Raw genomic sequence first — 14,859 nt, 5'->3', positions numbered from 1 at the left:
CGCGACGGACCCCGGCCGCGGGGGCGCCGGCTCACGACGTGACCGTCGGCTGCCGCGCCCCCTCGGGCTCCTGCTCGCGGGCCGGCTCCGCACCGGCCGTACCGCCGTCGGCCCGCGCCCGCAGCAGATGGGCGACCGTGCCCCAGACCCCGCGCCGGAACAGCAGGACGACGGCGATGAAGACCCCGCCGGTCACCAGCGCGGTCTCCGCCACGCCCGAGGTCGACAGCCAGTCCTCCAGCCGGACCACGGCGGCGGCGCCGATCAGGCTGCCCCACAGGGTGCCGATGCCGCCCAGCACCGTCATGATCACGACCTTGCCGGAGGTCGTCCAGTAGACCTCCTGGAGCGAGGCGAAGCCGTGGTTGACCGCGTACAGGCCGCCGGCCAGCCCCGACAGGAACGCCGACACCACGAACACCGCCAACTTGTACCGGTCCGCCGGATAGCCCAGCGCCCGCGCCCGGGCGGGGTTGTCCCGCACCGCCGCGACGACCCGGCCGAACGGCGAGTGCACCATCCGCCACGCCCCGGCGAGGGCCAGCAGCACCACCGGCAGAGCGGCGTAGTAGTAGACGAACGCGTCCGACAGGTCCGCGCCCGGCAGGGTGCGCGGGATGCCCTGGAGACCGTTCTCCCCGCCCGTGACGTCGCTCCACTGGTTGGCGACGAAGTACACCATCTGCGCGAACGCCAGCGTCACCATCGCGAAGTAGATGCCGCTGCGCCGCACCGCGAGGAACCCCAGCGGCAGCGCGAGCAGCCCGGCGGCCAGCGCACCGCCCAGCACGGCCGCGTAGAACGGCATTCCGCTGTGGATGGCGATCAGGCCGGTCACGTAGGCGGAACTGCCCCAGAACGCGGCGTGCCCGAAGGACAGCAGCCCGGCGTGCCCGAGCAGCAGGTCGAAGGCGACGGCGAACAGGCCCCAGCACAGGATGTCGGCGGCGACCGGCGGATACAGCACCCAGGGCAGCCCGAACGCCGCCGCGAGACCGGCCGCCAGCAGCCCCCAGCGCAGCCAGGCGGGGCGCTGCCCGAGCGCACCGAGGAACGAGACGATCACGCGTGCTCCTCCTTGCCGAACAGCCCCGCCGGACGCACCAGCAGGACGACGGCCATCAGCAGAAAGACCGAGGTCTGGGAAAGGACGGGGACGTACAGCGAGGTCAGTGACTGCAGCATGCCGATCACGAAGCCGGCCAGCACCGAACCGAACACCGAGCCGAGGCCGCCGATGACGACCACCGCGAACACGGTGATGATGAGATCGGAACCCATCGAGGAGTTCACCGCCCGCATCGGCGCGGCCAGCACGCCCGCCAGCCCCGCGAGGGCGACGCCGAACCCGAACACCGGGGTCACCCAGCGGCCGGTGTCGATGCCGAACGCCCGCGTCAGCTCGGGCCGTTCGGTGGCGGCCCGCACGATCACCCCCACCCGGGTACGGGTCAGCAGCAGCCACACCCCCAGGCAGACGGCCGCCGACAGGGCGAGCGCGAAGACCTGGTAGCGGGGGAAGTCGAACAGGCCCAGGTCGACGGACCCGGGGAAGGGGCCGCGCCCGTACGGCTGCGAGTGCGAGCCGTACTCCATGCGCAGCAGGTCCTGGCAGACCAGGGCGATGCCGAAGGTGAGCAGGAAGTTGTACAGCGGGTCCAGCGCCATCAGGCGGTGGATGAGCAGCCGCTCCACCACGGTGCCCAGCACCGCGAGCGCGAGCGGCACCAGCAGCAGCGCCCACCAGAAGCCGAGGCCGAGGCGGTCGGAGAGGATCACCGCACCGAAGGCGCCGAGCGTGTAGATCGCGCCATGGGCGAAGTTCACCACGCGCAGCATGCCGAAGATGACCGCGAGGCCGAGTGCGAGCAGGGCGTAGAAACTGCCGCTGACCAGGCCGTTGAAGCACTGTTGAAGGAAGGACGTCATGGACGGGTCCCGTCTCGTCGACGGTGGTCCGGCCCGGTGCCCCGCAGCCGGGCCGGACCACCGGGTCGGGGTGGGTCAGCTCAGGTGGCAGGCGGACGAGGGCTTGTCGAAGGCCTGGTCGGCGGGGATCGTCTGCACCAACTCGGTGTAGTCGCCGCTCTCCGTGGCCTTGCTCGGGTCCTTCACCCGGGCCAGGTAGGCGTCGTGCACGACGCGGTGGTCGGACTTCCGGATGGTCGCGTTGTGCGCGAAGAAGTCGCTGAACTGCTGCCCGTCCAACTGCTTCGACACCTCCTCGGCCTTGTCCGTGCCGGCCTTCTGCACCGCCTCCAGGTAGTGGGTGGCCGCCGAGTAGTCCGCCGCCTGCACGAACGTCGGCCGCTGCCCGGTGCGCTCCTTGAAGCGGTCCGCCCAGGCGCGGGCCTGGTCGTCCAGGGACCAGAACCAGGCGGTGGTGAACATCGTCCCGGTCAGCTTGTCCGCGCCGATCGCCTTGATGTCGGTGTCGAACAGCAGGCCGATGGCGAGTTTGATGCCCGCGTCCTTCAACTTGAACTGCTGGTACTGCTTGACGACGTTGGCCAGGTCGCCGCCCGCCTGCAGGGCGCCCAGCACGTCCGGGGTCGGCTTCGCGGCCTTCGCCTTCAGCAGGAAGGTGGAGAAGTTGTCACTCGGGAACGGCGTGGGGTCCTTGCCGACGACCGTGCCGCCGGCGGCCTTGATCGCGCTGCTGAACTTCGCTTGCATGTCCTGCCCGAAGGCGTAGTCCGGGTAGAGCGTGTACCAGCGCTTGCCGCCCTGCTCGGTGACCGCCGTCCCGGTGCCGTGCGCGAGCATGTAGGCGTCGTACGCCCACTCGTAGGTGTAGGGGTTGCAGGTCTTGCCGGCCAGCTCCGTGGTGGCGGCGCCGGTGTTGAAGTACAGCTTGTGCTGCTGGCCGGCGACCGTCTGCACGGCCAGCGCCGCCGACGAGGTCGGCACGTCGAAGAGGGCGTCGACCTTCTTGCGCTCGTACATCTCCCGCGCCTGGGTGTTGGCCACCTCCGGCTTGTTCTGGTGGTCGGCCTGGACCACCTCGATGTCCTGGGAGACCGCCTTGTCGCCGTACTTCTTCCTGAAGTCGTCGACGGCCATCTTCACCGCGTCCACGGAGTGCGGGCCCGCGAGGTCCGCGTACACGCCCGACAGGTCGGTCAGCACCCCCAGGACGATCTTGTCGTTGCTTATCTTGCCGCCGTCCGCGCCGGGGCCGCCGCCCGAGCAGCCGGCGAGCAGCGTGCCGGCCGCGACCGCCGCCAGGACCGTGGTGACTCTGCGCTTCATGTGCTTGTTCCTCCTGATCGGGAACGGAAGGGTGGGGTTCGTGGCGGGGTGGTCACATGCCGAGGTGGGCCAGCAGCTCGTGCTCGCGCTCCTTGACCGCGGTGTTGGCGACCTCCAGGGCGATACGGCCCTGCGCCAGCAGGTAGTGCCGGTCGGCGACCGACTCGGCGAACCGCAGGTTCTGCTCGATGAGCAGCACGGACACGCCGTGCTCCTTGGCCTCGCGGATGATCTCGCCGATCTGCTGCACGATCACCGGGGCGAGCCCCTCGGTGGGCTCGTCGCACAGCAGCACCCGGGCGCCCGCGCGCAGCACCCGGGCCAGCGCGAGCATCTGCTGCTCGCCGCCGGAGAGCTTCCCGCCGGGGAAGCGGCGCCGCGCGGCCAGCACCGGGAAGGTGTCGTAGACCCGCTCCAGAGGCCAGGGCGAGGCGCCCCTGACCGGCGGGAGGGTGAGGTTCTCCTCGACCGACAGCCCGGCGTAGATACCGCGGTCGTCGGGCACCAGCCCCAGGCCCCGGCGGGCCCGGTGGTGCGGCGGCAGGCCCCCGACCTCCGCCCCGTCCAGCGTCACCCGGCCGGTCATCTGCGGGTGCAGTCCCATGACGCAGCGCAGCAGGGTGGTCTTCCCGGCGCCGTTGCGTCCGACCAGCGTCACCACCTCGCCGGGGCCCACCCGCAGCGACACCCCGTGCAGGACCTCCGCCTCGCCGTACCCCGCGCTGACCTCGGTGACCTCAAGCAACGTCCGCTCCCAGATACGCCTCCACGACCCGCGGGTCGCTCCTGACCTCGTCGTAGGGCCCCTCGGCCAGTACCGCGCCGCGCTGCAGCACGGTCACGGTGTCCGCCAGCGAGCCGACGACGCTCATGTTGTGCTCGACCATCACGACGGTGCGCCCCTCCCGGACCCGGTCGATCAGCGCCACGGTCCGGTCCACGTCCTCCAGCCCCATGCCCGCCGTCGGCTCGTCCAGGAGCAGCAGTTGCGGGTCGAGCGCCAGCGCCAGGGCCAGTTCCAGCGAGCGCTTCTGCCCGTACGGGAGGCTGCCCGCGGCACGTTCGGCGACCGCCGCCAGCCCCACCTCGTCGAGCAGTTCGAGCGCGCGCGGGGTGAAGCGGCGCATACGCGTGTCGGACCGCCACCACCGCCGCCCCAGTCCGGTCCCCGCCTGCAGCGCCAACTCCACGTGCTCGCGGGCGCTCATCTGCTCGAACAGCGCGGTGACCTGGAAGGAACGGGCCACGCCCAGGCGGGCGATGCGTTCGGGAGGCGCGGAGGTGACGTCGTGCCCGTCGAAGACGATCCGGCCCGCGCTGGGGGTGAGGAACCCGGTCAGCAGGTTGAACAGTGTGGTCTTGCCCGCTCCGTTGGGCCCGACCAGGGCGTGCACGGTACCCCGCGCCACCCGCAGGTCGACGGACCCGACGGCCCGGAACCCCTGGAACTCTTTCGACAGCCCCTGCGTGTGCAGGACGGCGTGCGCTTCGGTCATCGTGCCCTCGGTAACCCGGAGGAAATCCGCGGCCGGTCGCCGCGTGCTGGAGAAGCTAGGCGCCCCCTATCGGCACGGCCATGTGGGTGACGCACACAGCTGGCCGGTCCCACCTGGCGGCCAGGCACGTAGGGAGCGGCGAACTCCGGCCACGGCGCACGGGCACCGGCACGGCCGGTGCGCCCCGTCCACCCGTTCCCGGGGCCCGGCGCGGACGCGCCGGTCACTGTCCGTCACTGCCGGACGTCGTCGGGCGTCACCGGACACGGTCGGGACTCGGGGGCCGTGGGCGGCGCGGGGGGAACAGGGCTCGCGGAGTGCCCCTCCGCGAGCCGAGGCCGAAAGGTCAGCGGGCCTGCTCGCCCTGCGCGACCTCGATCTCGTGATGGCAGACGTCCAGCCCCGCGGCCGCGGCGCCCGCGGACAGCGACACGCAGGCCGTCAGCAGCAGGGCGACGCTGAGGCCCACGCGCGAGGTGCGGCCGGACGACGCCAGCAGGGCGGCCACCCGCTGCGGGACCGGGCCGCTTGTGGCGGCGGGCGCCAGCGGAGGCCGCGGCGGCTGCGTGTCGTGGGCGGCGAGAGCGGCACGGGCGATGGCCCGGGCCAGGAGCCGGCGATCACCGATGTCGGTCGCCGCGGCCTCGTCGGCGGCGCGTTCCACGGCGAACCGCACGCAGCTCCGCAGCGGGCGGAGGCCGGGGTGGCAGTGGGCCGCCAGTTCGGCGGCGACCAGGAAGTGGTGGTGCCCCCCGCGCAGGTGGGCGCGCTCATGGGCGAACAGGGCACGGTGCTCGTCCGGACCGAGGCTGCGCAGCATGCCGGTGGTCACCACGATGCGGTGCGGGCGCCCCGGCAGCGCATAGGCGTCCGGGTAGGGCGAGTCGATCACGCACAGGTCCCCGGTCGCCGGCCGCCGGTCGGCCTGCGCACGGGCGGTGCGCAGGCTGCGGACCTGGCGCAGCGCGGAGCGGGCCAGCGCCCAGGCGCTGATGGTGAGCGCGCCCATGGCCAGCGCACCCACCGGAAGGGCAGGCAGTCCCGCCGGTACGTGCAGCGGCCGGACGAAGTCGCCCAGCGCGGCGAAGAACGGCAGCTGCAGCAACCCGGTCAGCACCAGCGAGCCCAGCGCGGCCACGGACGCCCCGGCCAGCACCAGCGCCGATCCCGTCACCACCCACAGCGCGACGCCCGGCGCCAGCCGGCCGACCGCCCGTCGGGCCAGCGGCGGAACGAGGAAGGGCACCAGCAGCGGCACCAGCAGGACGAGGATCATCCCTCCTCGGAGTTCAGCAGCTCGCGCAGCACCTGCTCGTCGTCGGAGCTGAGCCGGCCCACGAACCGGGCGAGAACCGCCCCCCGGTCGGTGTCCCGGTCGAGTTCGCTGTGCATGCGCAGCGCGGTCAGTCCCGCGGAGTCCTGCACGGCGAAGTACCCGTAGCCCCGCCCCTGCCGCTCCCGGCCGACGACGCCCTTGGCGTGCAGGCGGGACAGGATGGTGGCGATCGTGGTGCGCGCCAGCCCGCCCCCCAGTTCGGCCTGGACCCGCTGCGGGGACAGGGGCGAATCCGCGGCCCACAGCGCGGCCATCACCGCTGCTTCCAGCTCTCCCGCCGCCCGGCGTTCGTCCCTTGTCTCGGTCATGGCACCGTTCCCGATCCCAGGCTGGGCCGCAGTCCGGTGGATCGTCTACAGGAGTGTCGTTGTCGGCCGGAACCCATGGTACGCAGAGCGCCGCGATCGGGAGGGCCGGGTCCGCCCACCGCTCCCGCACGGCGGCCCCGCTCCCGTACTGCGGCCTCCGCTTGTGTACGGCGCCCATCGCGCCCGTCCGCCGGCCCGCGCCTTCCGTCCGGCGGACCCGCGGCCCGCGCGCCGTCCGCCGGCGGGCGAGGGGTCGTAGTACCCCGGTACCACCCGCCCGGCCCTCTTCGGCCCCCGGTACCAGCGGATCGGGGCGTTCGCGGTCATAGCGTGGCGGGGAAGGCGTCGGGCGTGCCGGACGCCGCAGCGCGAGAGAGAGAACGCGAATGATCGACGCACAGCAGCTCACCAAACGATACGGGGAGAAGACGGCCGTAGACGGTCTGGACTTCGCCGTGAAGCCGGGCACGGTGACCGGCTTCCTCGGCCCCAACGGGGCCGGCAAGTCCACGACGATGCGCATGATCGTCGGGCTGGACGCGCCGACGAGCGGCTCCGTCACGGTGAACGGCCGGCGCTACGCCCGCCACCGGGCGCCGCTGCAGGAGGTCGGAGCACTCCTCGAGGCCAGGTCCGTGCACCCGGGCCGTTCGGCCTACGACCACCTCCGGGCGCTCGCACTGACCCACGGCATCCCGCGCCGCCGGGTCGACGAGGTCGTCGAACTCGCCGGTCTCGGCAGCGTCGCGGGGAAGCGGGCCGGCGCCTTCTCCCTCGGCATGGGGCAGCGGCTCGGTATCGCGGCCGCGCTGCTGGGTGATCCGCAGACGGTGATGCTCGACGAGCCCGTCAACGGCCTGGACCCCGAAGGGGTGCTCTGGATCCGCAATCTGCTGACGGCCCTGGCGGCCGAGGGACGGACCGTCTTCGTCTCCTCGCACCTGATGACCGAGGTGGCACTGGTGGCGGACCACCTGATCGTCGTGGGGCGGGGGCGGCTGCTCGCCGACACGACCGTGCGGGACCTGGTCCGCGAGGCGGGCGGCGACACCGTGCAGGTCGCGACGCAGGACCCCACGCGGCTGCGGGACGTGCTGACCGGACCCGGTGTGGCGGTCACCGGCCGCGTCGGCTCCGAGGAACTCCAGGTGAGCGGCATGTCCGCCCGCCGGATCGGACTGAAGGCGGCCGAGCACGGGATCCCCCTCTTCGAGCTGACCACGAAGGCGGTGTCGCTGGAGGAGGCGTTCATGGAACTGACCAGGGACGCCGTGGAGTACCACGGCTCCACGACCGGCACCGACACCACCGGGAGCGCGGCATGAGCACCCTCACGGCAACCCCCGGGACCCCCGAGACCCCCGGGACCCCTCCGACCGTTCAGGCCCGGCCCGCCTACCGTGTGACCGGACGGCGCGTGCTGGCCTCGGAGTGGGCCAAACTCTGGTCCCTGCGCTCCACCTGGATCACCCTCGGCCTCGGCCTGCTGTTCCTCGTCGCCTTCGGCGTCATCGCCGCGAGCCACTACAAGTCCACTCTCGGCTCCGGCCGCCCCATGGACCGCGACTTCGCCAGCGCGACGGCCGCGAGCCTGTCACTCTTCGGCACCAACTTCGCCCAACTGGCCCTCGGGGTCCTCGGCGTACTGGTCACGGCGGGCGAGTACTCCACCGGCGTGATCCGCTCGACCCTGGCGGCCGTGCCGCGCCGGCTGCCCGTGCTGTGGTCCAAGGCGGCGGCGTACGGACTGGTCGCACTGGTGGTCGCCACCGTCGGCGCGTTCGTCGCCTTCCTCGTCGGCAGCCGGATCGTGTCCGGCACGCCCGCCGCCATGGGCCTCGGCCACGCCGGCGTCGTACGCGCCCTGCTGGGCGCAGGCCTCTACCTGGGCCTGGTCGGTGTGATCGGCACCGCCCTGGGCGCGCTGCTGCGGTCCGTGGCCGCCGGCATCGCCGTCCTGGTAGCCGCCCTCATGCTGGTACCCGGCCTGGTCTCCCTGCTGCCCACCACGTGGCAGGGCGACATCGACCCGTACCTTCCCAGCCACGCCGGCGAGTCGATCTTCGCCCTGACCCACGACGCGAGCGCCCTGTCACCCACCACCGGGCTCCTGGTGTTCCTCGGCTGGACGGCGCTGGCACTGGCCGGGGCGGCGTACCGGCTGGTGCGCAGCGACGTCTGAGCACCGGAACCCGCATCATGGTCCGGTGGACCCTATGACCAGCGACGACCTCGGCGGGATGGGACCGCTGGTCGCCCGGCTCGGCCGGGCGGGCCAGCGGCTCCGGCACGCCGACCGGGCCCGTCCGTGGGTGCTGGACGCCGCGGTCGTCGTGCTGGTCCTGCTGCTGTTCTGCCTGCCGGACCTGCTGCACACGGTGGGCGGCGCGGACGGGGACGCCCCGCGCCGCTTCCGGTTGGCCTTCACCCGGCTGCCGCTGGCCGGCATGCTGGCCCTGCAGGCGGGACTGGTGGTGCCGCTGCTGTGGCGGCGGCGGGCGCCCGCGGTCGCCTTCGGCGCCGTCGCCGCCGTGTTCGTGCTCCAGTGGTCCCTCGGTGCCGCACTCCGTGCCGACGTGGCCCTCCTCGTCGCCCTGTACAGCCTGACCCTGCACGGGCGGCTGCGGCAGCTGCCGTGGGCCGGCGCGGTCACGGCGGGTGCCCTGGGGCTGGTCGCGGTGCGGGTCGCGGCGGCGGTGTCCGTCTGGGACGCGTTGTTCTTCCTGCTCAGCACGGCGACCGCGGCTCTCGCGCTCGGCCTGGTGATCCGCATCCGCCGGGCGCAACTGGCCGGTCTGCGGGACCGCGCGGCCCGGTTGGAGATCGAACGCGACCAGCGCGGCAGGCTCGCCGTCGCCGCGGAACGGACGCGGGTGGCGCGCGAGATGCACGACATCGTCGGCCACAACCTGTCCGTCATCATCACGCTCGCCGACGCCGGCGCCTACGCGACGGCCGCCGCCCCCGAGCGCGGAGCGGAGGCCCTGCACCTGATCGGCGGCACCGGCCGGCAGGCCCTGAGTGAACTGCGGCGGGTGCTCGGCGTACTGCGCGAGGCGGACGGCCCGCTGAGCGAACCCGAACTGAGTCCGCAACCCGGTCTCCCGGACGTCGCGGCGCTGTGCGAGCGGATGCGTGCGGCCGGCCTGGAGGTCGTCCACCGTACGGCCGGTGACGTGGACGCCCTCGACGGCGGCGTGCAGCTCACCGTCTACCGCATCGTGCAGGAGGCCCTGACGAACACCCTCAGACACGCCGGTGCGGGCGCTCGCGCGCACCTGTCGATCGTCGTGGAGGACACGCTGCTGACCGTCGCGGTCCAGGACTCCGGACCACCCGCTCCGGTCGGCCGCCCCGCCGCGGTGGGGCTCGGCCGCCCCGCCGCGGCGAACGAGGAGGGGCACGGTCTGGTGGGCATCCGGGAACGAGCGGCTCTCTACGGCGGGCACGTCAGTGCGGGCCCCGCGGGCGCCGGATGGGCGGTCCGCGCCGCCCTCGACCTCGCTCCCCGGGGCGGTGCCCGATGACGACCGTGCTCATCGTCGACGACCAGCCGCTGCAGCGGTACGGCTTTCGCATGCTCCTCGACTCCGTGCCCGAGACGGACGTGGTCGGAGAGGCCGCGCACGGAGCCGAGGCCGTGCGGATGGCGGCCGAGACACGCCCCGACGTGGTCCTGATGGACGTACGCATGCCGGGCATGGACGGCATCGAGGCGACCCGCCGCATCGTCGCCGCGGGCGACCGCTCCCGCGTCCTCGTCCTGACCACCTTCGACCTCGACGAGTACGTCCACGCGGCGCTGCGCGCCGGAGCGAGCGGCTTCCTGCTCAAGGACGCCCGCCCCGAGGAACTCCTCTCCGGCATCCGCGCCGTGGCCGGCGGCGACGCCGTGATCGCGCCCGCCCTGACCCGCCGCCTGCTGCACGAGTTCGCCCGGATCGTGCCGCCGCACACCGCGGACCGCGCGCAGGACCCGCGGCTCGCGTCCCTCACCGACCGCGAACGCGAGATCCTCGTCGCCATCGGCAGTGGCTGGTCCAACGGTGAGATCGCGAGCCGTCTCGTGCTGTCGGAGTCCACGGTGAAGACCCATGTGGGCCGCGTGCTGTCCAAGATCGGGGCCCGGGACCGCGTCCAGGCGGTGATCTTCGCCTACGACCACGGCCTGGCCCGGCCGCAGCCGGGTTGAGCCACCGGGCCGCACCGGCACGGCTCCGCACCCCGGCGGCCGGTCCGCCTCGGCCGACTCCGTCGCCCGCGTGACGATGGTCAGGGGCCTGACGGCGGTCGGCAGCCTGACGGCCGCGGAGCGGACAGCATGGGCGAGCACGGCTCGCGAACGCTCGTCCCCGACACCGGATCAGCGCTCGTGACCAGGTATTTCGGCGAGGCGTTCAGGTTGTCGTCAGGTTGGCCCCGCGGTGTTGAAACACATGGCCCGGAAGCCCCAAAACATTGGCAAAGGCATCTGTGGGAAGGAGAGTTCGCCGTGTCATCGTGCGGCCCATGACCACCGAGCACCTCCTCGAAGACCGGCCCGTCGTTCCGCTGCGCACCCTGGCGAACAAGGTGCCGGAAGTAACCGTCTACTTCTGGATCATCAAGGTGCTCACCACCGGGATGGGCGAGACGGCGTCGGACTACCTGGCGCGTCTGCTCGGCCCGGTGCCGGCGGTCGCGCTCGGCGGTCTCGCCCTGGTGGCCTCCCTGGCCGTGCAGTTCGCCGTCGGCCGGTACGTCGCGTGGGTGTACTGGACCGCGATCGTCATGGTCAGCGTGTTCGGCACGATGGCCGCCGACATCCTGCACGTCGGTCTCGGCGTGGCCTACACGGTGTCCACGCCGCTGTTCCTCACCGCGCTGGCCGCCGTGTTCGCCCTCTGGTACGCGGTCGAGCGGACCCTGTCCATCCACGGCGTCCGTACCCGCCGGCGCGAGGCCTTCTACTGGGCGGCCGTCCTCGCCACCTTCGCCCTCGGCACCGCGGCCGGCGACCTGACCGCCACCGTCGGCTTCGGCTACCTGGGTTCGGTCGTCCTCTTCGCCGCAGCCATCTGCGTGCCCGCACTCACCCACCGCTTCGCCGGCCTGAACGCAGTGGCCGCCTTCTGGACCGCCTACGTGATCACCCGCCCGCTGGGCGCGTCGCTGGCCGACTGGATGGCACTGGGCCACTCCCGGGGCGGGCTGGGCCTTGGACTCGGGCCCGTCACCCTCGCCTGGACGGTGGCCATCGTCGGCTTCGTCGGCTACCTCGCCGTCTCCCGCCGGGACACGCCGGACGGCGGGGCGATCAACGAGCCGGCGGTCTGAGTCCGGCGGTCTGAGTCCGGTGGTCTGATTCCGGTGGTCTGATTCCGGTGGTCTGATTCCGGCGGTCGGGGCCGGGCGGGCGTTCAGGATGTTTTCAGGCTGCAGCTGACACGGTCGAGGCGAATGGTGACTCTGAGTCGTCAATCGATCGCAATGGGTGTGCACTCTCCCGCCGGGGGAGGGCACTCCGCCGTAGGACCGGACGGGAGCAGCCGACAGTGGAACAGCCGAAGACCCTCGCCGACCACGACGCCGCGCCCGTGACGCCGACGACGGCTGCGACCGTGTCGGTGACCAGGAAGCTGCCCGAGGTCACCCTGGCCTTCTGGGTCATGAAGATCGCCGCGACGACGCTGGGCGAGACGGCCGGCGACCTGTTCTCGCAGACCCTGGGGCTCGGCTACTTCCTCACCACGATCGTGCTGTTCGTGCTCTTCCTCGTCACCCTGGTGGTCCAGCTCGGCTCCCGCCGCTACCACCCGGTCTTCTACTGGACCGTGATCCTCTCGACCAGCACGGCCGGCACCACGATGTCCGACTTCATGAACCGGGACGCGAGTGCGGAGTACCTCCCCGGCGGGTCGGCCTCGCTGGGTTGGGGTCCGCAGGGCCTGGGCCTCGGCTACCCGGCGGGAGCCGCCCTCCTCGTCTCCCTGCTGCTGTCGATCTTCCTGGTCTGGAGGTTGAGCGGCATGACGTTCCGGATCCGCGACATCGCCACCTTCCGCGGCGAGGCGCTCTTCTGGACGGCGATCCTCGTGTCCAACACGCTCGGCACGTCGATGGGCGACTTCCTGGCCGACAGCTCCGGCCTCGGCTACGGCGGCGGCGCGCTCCTGGTGACCGGGGCGCTGGCCGTGCTGGTCGCGCTGACGAAGGTGCCGTCGGTACCGAACGTGCTGCTGTTCTGGGTCGCCTTCGTCCTCACCCGCCCGCTGGGCGCCACGGCGGGCGACTTCCTCACCAAGCCGGTGGCCGACGGCGGCCTGGGTCTCGGCACGGTGGGGTCGTCGGCGGTGCTGCTGGCCGTCCTGCTCGCGCTGACGGCCCGCGCCCAGGTACGGGAGCGGAGGGCGGCGGCCGACCGGCCGACCCCGGAGCGGGAGCCGGTCACCCGGCGGGCAGGCTGATCGTGAACCGGGCTCCGGGAGCGTAACCGCGGTCGTGGGACACCTCGCCGCCGGCGGACCGGGCCAGCCGCCGCGCGAGCGGCAGACCCAGGCCCGCTCCGTCGTGGCCGTCGCCGGGGTCGGCGCGGCGGCCCGGCTGGAACAGTTCCCCCAGGAACGCCGGCGGCACCCCGGGCCCGTCGTCGGTGACGTCGATCCGCACCGCCCCGGGCACGCGCCGCGCGGAGACGGTCACGCTGGTCCGGGCGTAGCGGGCGGCGTTGGACAGCACGGGGCTGACGACGCGTTCGAGGAGGGCCGGCGCCACTCCCGCCTCCAGCTCCGGGTGCTCGGCCTCCAGTACCGCCTTCACCCGGCCCGGCGGCTCGAGGCGCTGGACGAGGTGTGCGAGGACGGGCACGGCGTCCGTCGCGCCGGGACCCGCCGAGGGGTTCGGCACGCTTTCCCGGGCGTCGTCGAGCAGGGTGTCGCAGAGGGCGCGCATGGACCGGGCGGCCTCGCTGATCACCTGGTGCGTGGCGCGGGTCTCGTCGTCCGTGCGGGGACGGGCCCGCCACCAGTCGAGTTCCACGATGATGCGCGTCAGCGGGGTGCGCAGCTCGTGCGAGAGCTCCCCGGTCAGTTGCTGCTCGTGGCGCAGGACGGTGCGTATGCGGTCCAGCAGGGCGTCCAGCGAGCTGCCCAGCCGGGCGAGTTCGGCCGGCTGCCGGGTGCCCGCACCGCCGAGGCGTCCGGCGCAGCCGACGGCGTCGCGCCGGGTGGCCCGGTCGGCCATGGCGCGCACCGGGCGCAGCGCCCGGCCGACCGCGAGGCGGGTCAGGGCGTATGTGCACGCGAGCATCACGGCGTCCAGGACCAGGGAGCCCAGCAGCAGGGTGTCGGCCGAGCTGCGGTAGGGGCCCAGGTCCAGGGCCGCGACGACGGTGACGGCGGGCGCGCCGTGCACGGGCCGGGAGCACAGGCGGACGGGGTGGGGGCCTGCGCCGCCGGCGGTCGTGCAGGCGTGCCGCCGCCGGGCGGCGAGCCGGCCGGCGGCCCGGGTCAGCGGGCTTCGGGCCGTGCTGGACGGCGGCTTCTCGATCAGCAGTGTTCCGGTGTAGATCCACACGTCGGCGTCGAGGAGCCGGTCGTCGGCCGTCTCCAGGACCCGCGGCCGCGGGCCGCGGACGTCGACGGTCGCGGCGGCGGCCGCGGCCCGGTCGCGCAGTTCGTCGTCGGCCCGGTGGCGCAGTTGACGCTCCATCACCACGTTGAAGACGACGGTCAGCGCCGTCATCAGGACGGCGGCGGTGGTCAGTGCGACCAGGGAGAGCCGTCCGCGCAGGGTGGAGGGCGTCAGGCGGCGCAGGATGGTCCTCATACCAGCCGGTGCCCGACGCCGCGGGCGGTGCCGACGGTCCGGGCGCTGCCCGCCTCGCGCAGCTTGCGGCGCAGCCGGGTCAGGTACTGGTCCAGGGTGTTGTCGCTGACCCGGGCGCCTTCTGGCCAGCCCGCCCGGACGAGGTCGCGGCGCGGCACCAGGGCCCCGTCCGCCGCGGCGAGCGTGGCCAGCAGCCGGAACTCCGTCGGCGACAGGGGGAGGCGGGTCTCGTGCACGGTCAGGCTGTGCGTGACCGCGTCCAGGACGACGTCACCGGCCGCGGCCGCCGGGCGCGGGGCGGTCCGGCGCACCGCGGCTCGCAGGCGGGCCGCGAGTTCGGCGAGGTGGAACGGTTTGGGCAGGTAGTCGTCGCCTCCGGCGGAGAAGCCGGACAGCCGGTCGGTGAGCCGGTGCCGGGCGGTGAGGAAGACGACGGGCGCGCGGAAGCCCCTCGCGCGCATGGCCTGGCACACGTCGCGGCCGTCCGCGTCCGGCAGCCCGATGTCCAGGACGACCGCCCCGACGTCGTCCCCCGCCAGACGGAGGGCGGTGGCGCCGTCGGCGGCGAGCACGGGTGCGAAGCCCTCCTCGGACAGGCCGCGGCGCAGCACGTCCCGCAGCGCGTGGTCGTCCTCGACCACCAGGACCTTCGGACGCACGG

General features: G+C 73.3%; 15 protein-coding genes. 6 read left to right on the top strand and 9 right to left on the bottom strand.

Annotated features, from left to right (window positions below):
- Nucleotides 1–31 precede the first annotated feature (31 nt).
- The 7 genes from ACL02U_RS25860 to ACL02U_RS25830 all read right to left on the bottom strand — a co-directional run bounded on the left by ACL02U_RS25860 (nucleotide 32) and on the right by ACL02U_RS25830 (nucleotide 6,392).
- The gene (locus ACL02U_RS25860) at nucleotides 32–1,066 is read right to left on the bottom strand and encodes a branched-chain amino acid ABC transporter permease (RefSeq protein ID WP_412793343.1); all 1,035 of its coding nucleotides are present in this window, start codon (nucleotides 1,064–1,066) and stop codon (nucleotides 32–34) included.
- Nucleotides 1,063–1,929 carry a branched-chain amino acid ABC transporter permease gene (locus ACL02U_RS25855; protein ID WP_412793342.1) on the bottom strand — a complete coding sequence of 289 codons (867 nt, stop codon included), beginning with the start codon at nucleotides 1,927–1,929 and terminating at the stop codon, nucleotides 1,063–1,065. The genes ACL02U_RS25860 and ACL02U_RS25855 overlap by 4 nt, the downstream gene beginning before the upstream one ends.
- A gap of 75 nt (nucleotides 1,930–2,004) precedes the next feature.
- Nucleotides 2,005–3,252, bottom strand: coding sequence for an ABC transporter substrate-binding protein (locus ACL02U_RS25850; RefSeq protein WP_412793341.1), 1,248 nt, complete (start codon nucleotides 3,250–3,252; stop codon nucleotides 2,005–2,007).
- Nucleotides 3,253–3,304: 52 nt separating this feature from the next.
- Nucleotides 3,305–3,997 carry an ABC transporter ATP-binding protein gene (locus ACL02U_RS25845; RefSeq protein WP_412793340.1) on the bottom strand — a complete coding sequence of 231 codons (693 nt, stop codon included), beginning with the start codon at nucleotides 3,995–3,997 and terminating at the stop codon, nucleotides 3,305–3,307.
- Entirely contained in the window at nucleotides 3,990–4,748 is a 759-nt protein-coding gene (locus ACL02U_RS25840; protein WP_412793339.1) for an ABC transporter ATP-binding protein, read from the bottom strand. The genes ACL02U_RS25845 and ACL02U_RS25840 overlap by 8 nt, the downstream gene beginning before the upstream one ends.
- Before the next feature lie 346 nt (nucleotides 4,749–5,094).
- Nucleotides 5,095–6,024 carry a M56 family metallopeptidase gene (locus ACL02U_RS25835; protein WP_412793338.1) on the bottom strand — a complete coding sequence of 310 codons (930 nt, stop codon included), beginning with the start codon at nucleotides 6,022–6,024 and terminating at the stop codon, nucleotides 5,095–5,097.
- Entirely contained in the window at nucleotides 6,021–6,392 is a 372-nt protein-coding gene (locus ACL02U_RS25830; RefSeq protein WP_412793337.1) for a BlaI/MecI/CopY family transcriptional regulator, read from the bottom strand. The genes ACL02U_RS25835 and ACL02U_RS25830 overlap by 4 nt, the downstream gene beginning before the upstream one ends.
- Before the next feature lie 386 nt (nucleotides 6,393–6,778).
- Here ACL02U_RS25830 and ACL02U_RS25825 point away from each other — a divergent pair, with 386 nt between their 5' ends.
- The 6 genes from ACL02U_RS25825 (at nucleotide 6,779) to ACL02U_RS25800 (ending at nucleotide 12,838) form a co-directional block, all read left to right on the top strand.
- A complete protein-coding gene (locus ACL02U_RS25825) occupies nucleotides 6,779–7,717 on the top strand; it encodes an ATP-binding cassette domain-containing protein (RefSeq protein WP_412793336.1) in 939 nt (312 codons plus the stop codon).
- On the top strand, nucleotides 7,714–8,574 hold the full coding sequence (locus ACL02U_RS25820) for an ABC transporter permease (protein WP_412793335.1): 861 nt from the start codon (nucleotides 7,714–7,716) through the stop codon (nucleotides 8,572–8,574). The genes ACL02U_RS25825 and ACL02U_RS25820 overlap by 4 nt, the downstream gene beginning before the upstream one ends.
- A gap of 34 nt (nucleotides 8,575–8,608) precedes the next feature.
- Nucleotides 8,609–9,919 carry a sensor histidine kinase gene (locus tag ACL02U_RS25815; protein WP_412793334.1) on the top strand — a complete coding sequence of 437 codons (1,311 nt, stop codon included), beginning with the start codon at nucleotides 8,609–8,611 and terminating at the stop codon, nucleotides 9,917–9,919.
- On the top strand, nucleotides 9,916–10,584 hold the full coding sequence (locus tag ACL02U_RS25810; RefSeq protein WP_412793333.1) for a response regulator: 669 nt from the start codon (nucleotides 9,916–9,918) through the stop codon (nucleotides 10,582–10,584). The genes ACL02U_RS25815 and ACL02U_RS25810 overlap by 4 nt, the downstream gene beginning before the upstream one ends.
- A 317-nt stretch (nucleotides 10,585–10,901) precedes the next feature.
- A complete protein-coding gene (locus tag ACL02U_RS25805; protein ID WP_412793332.1) occupies nucleotides 10,902–11,708 on the top strand; it encodes a hypothetical protein in 807 nt (268 codons plus the stop codon).
- 218 nt (nucleotides 11,709–11,926) lie between these two features.
- Nucleotides 11,927–12,838 carry a hypothetical protein gene (locus ACL02U_RS25800; RefSeq protein ID WP_412793331.1) on the top strand — a complete coding sequence of 304 codons (912 nt, stop codon included), beginning with the start codon at nucleotides 11,927–11,929 and terminating at the stop codon, nucleotides 12,836–12,838.
- Here the strand turns inward: ACL02U_RS25800 and ACL02U_RS25795 are convergent.
- A complete protein-coding gene (locus tag ACL02U_RS25795) occupies nucleotides 12,819–14,198 on the bottom strand; it encodes a sensor histidine kinase (RefSeq protein ID WP_412793330.1) in 1,380 nt (459 codons plus the stop codon). The two genes, ACL02U_RS25800 and ACL02U_RS25795, sit on opposite strands and share 20 nt — an antisense overlap.
- Nucleotides 14,195–14,857, bottom strand: coding sequence for a response regulator transcription factor (locus ACL02U_RS25790; RefSeq protein ID WP_412793329.1), 663 nt, complete (start codon nucleotides 14,855–14,857; stop codon nucleotides 14,195–14,197). Before ACL02U_RS25790 ends, ACL02U_RS25795 begins: the two co-directional genes overlap by 4 nt.
- Between the last annotated feature and the right edge of the window lie 2 nt (nucleotides 14,858–14,859).

This window comes from Streptomyces sp. MS06, from assembly GCF_047200655.1.
In the GTDB taxonomy this organism is placed as follows: Bacteria; Actinomycetota; Actinomycetes; order Streptomycetales; family Streptomycetaceae; genus Streptomyces.
Note: the sequence above shows the minus strand (reverse complement) of the source record. Positions and strands in the feature narration are given on the sequence as shown.

Coding starts and splice junctions, on each gene's coding strand:
- ACL02U_RS25815 (WP_412793334.1), top strand. CDS start 8,609: ATGACCAGCGACGACCTCGGCGGGATGGGACCGCTGGTCGCCCGGCTC.
- ACL02U_RS25795 (WP_412793330.1), bottom strand. CDS start 14,198: ATGAGGACCATCCTGCGCCGCCTGACGCCCTCCACCCTGCGCGGACGG.
- ACL02U_RS25805 (WP_412793332.1), top strand. CDS start 10,902: ATGACCACCGAGCACCTCCTCGAAGACCGGCCCGTCGTTCCGCTGCGC.
- ACL02U_RS25820 (WP_412793335.1), top strand. CDS start 7,714: ATGAGCACCCTCACGGCAACCCCCGGGACCCCCGAGACCCCCGGGACC.
- ACL02U_RS25810 (WP_412793333.1), top strand. CDS start 9,916: ATGACGACCGTGCTCATCGTCGACGACCAGCCGCTGCAGCGGTACGGC.
- ACL02U_RS25855 (WP_412793342.1), bottom strand. CDS start 1,929: ATGACGTCCTTCCTTCAACAGTGCTTCAACGGCCTGGTCAGCGGCAGT.
- ACL02U_RS25835 (WP_412793338.1), bottom strand. CDS start 6,024: ATGATCCTCGTCCTGCTGGTGCCGCTGCTGGTGCCCTTCCTCGTTCCG.
- ACL02U_RS25850 (WP_412793341.1), bottom strand. CDS start 3,252: ATGAAGCGCAGAGTCACCACGGTCCTGGCGGCGGTCGCGGCCGGCACG.
- ACL02U_RS25830 (WP_412793337.1), bottom strand. CDS start 6,392: ATGACCGAGACAAGGGACGAACGCCGGGCGGCGGGAGAGCTGGAAGCA.
- ACL02U_RS25825 (WP_412793336.1), top strand. CDS start 6,779: ATGATCGACGCACAGCAGCTCACCAAACGATACGGGGAGAAGACGGCC.
- ACL02U_RS25840 (WP_412793339.1), bottom strand. CDS start 4,748: ATGACCGAAGCGCACGCCGTCCTGCACACGCAGGGGCTGTCGAAAGAG.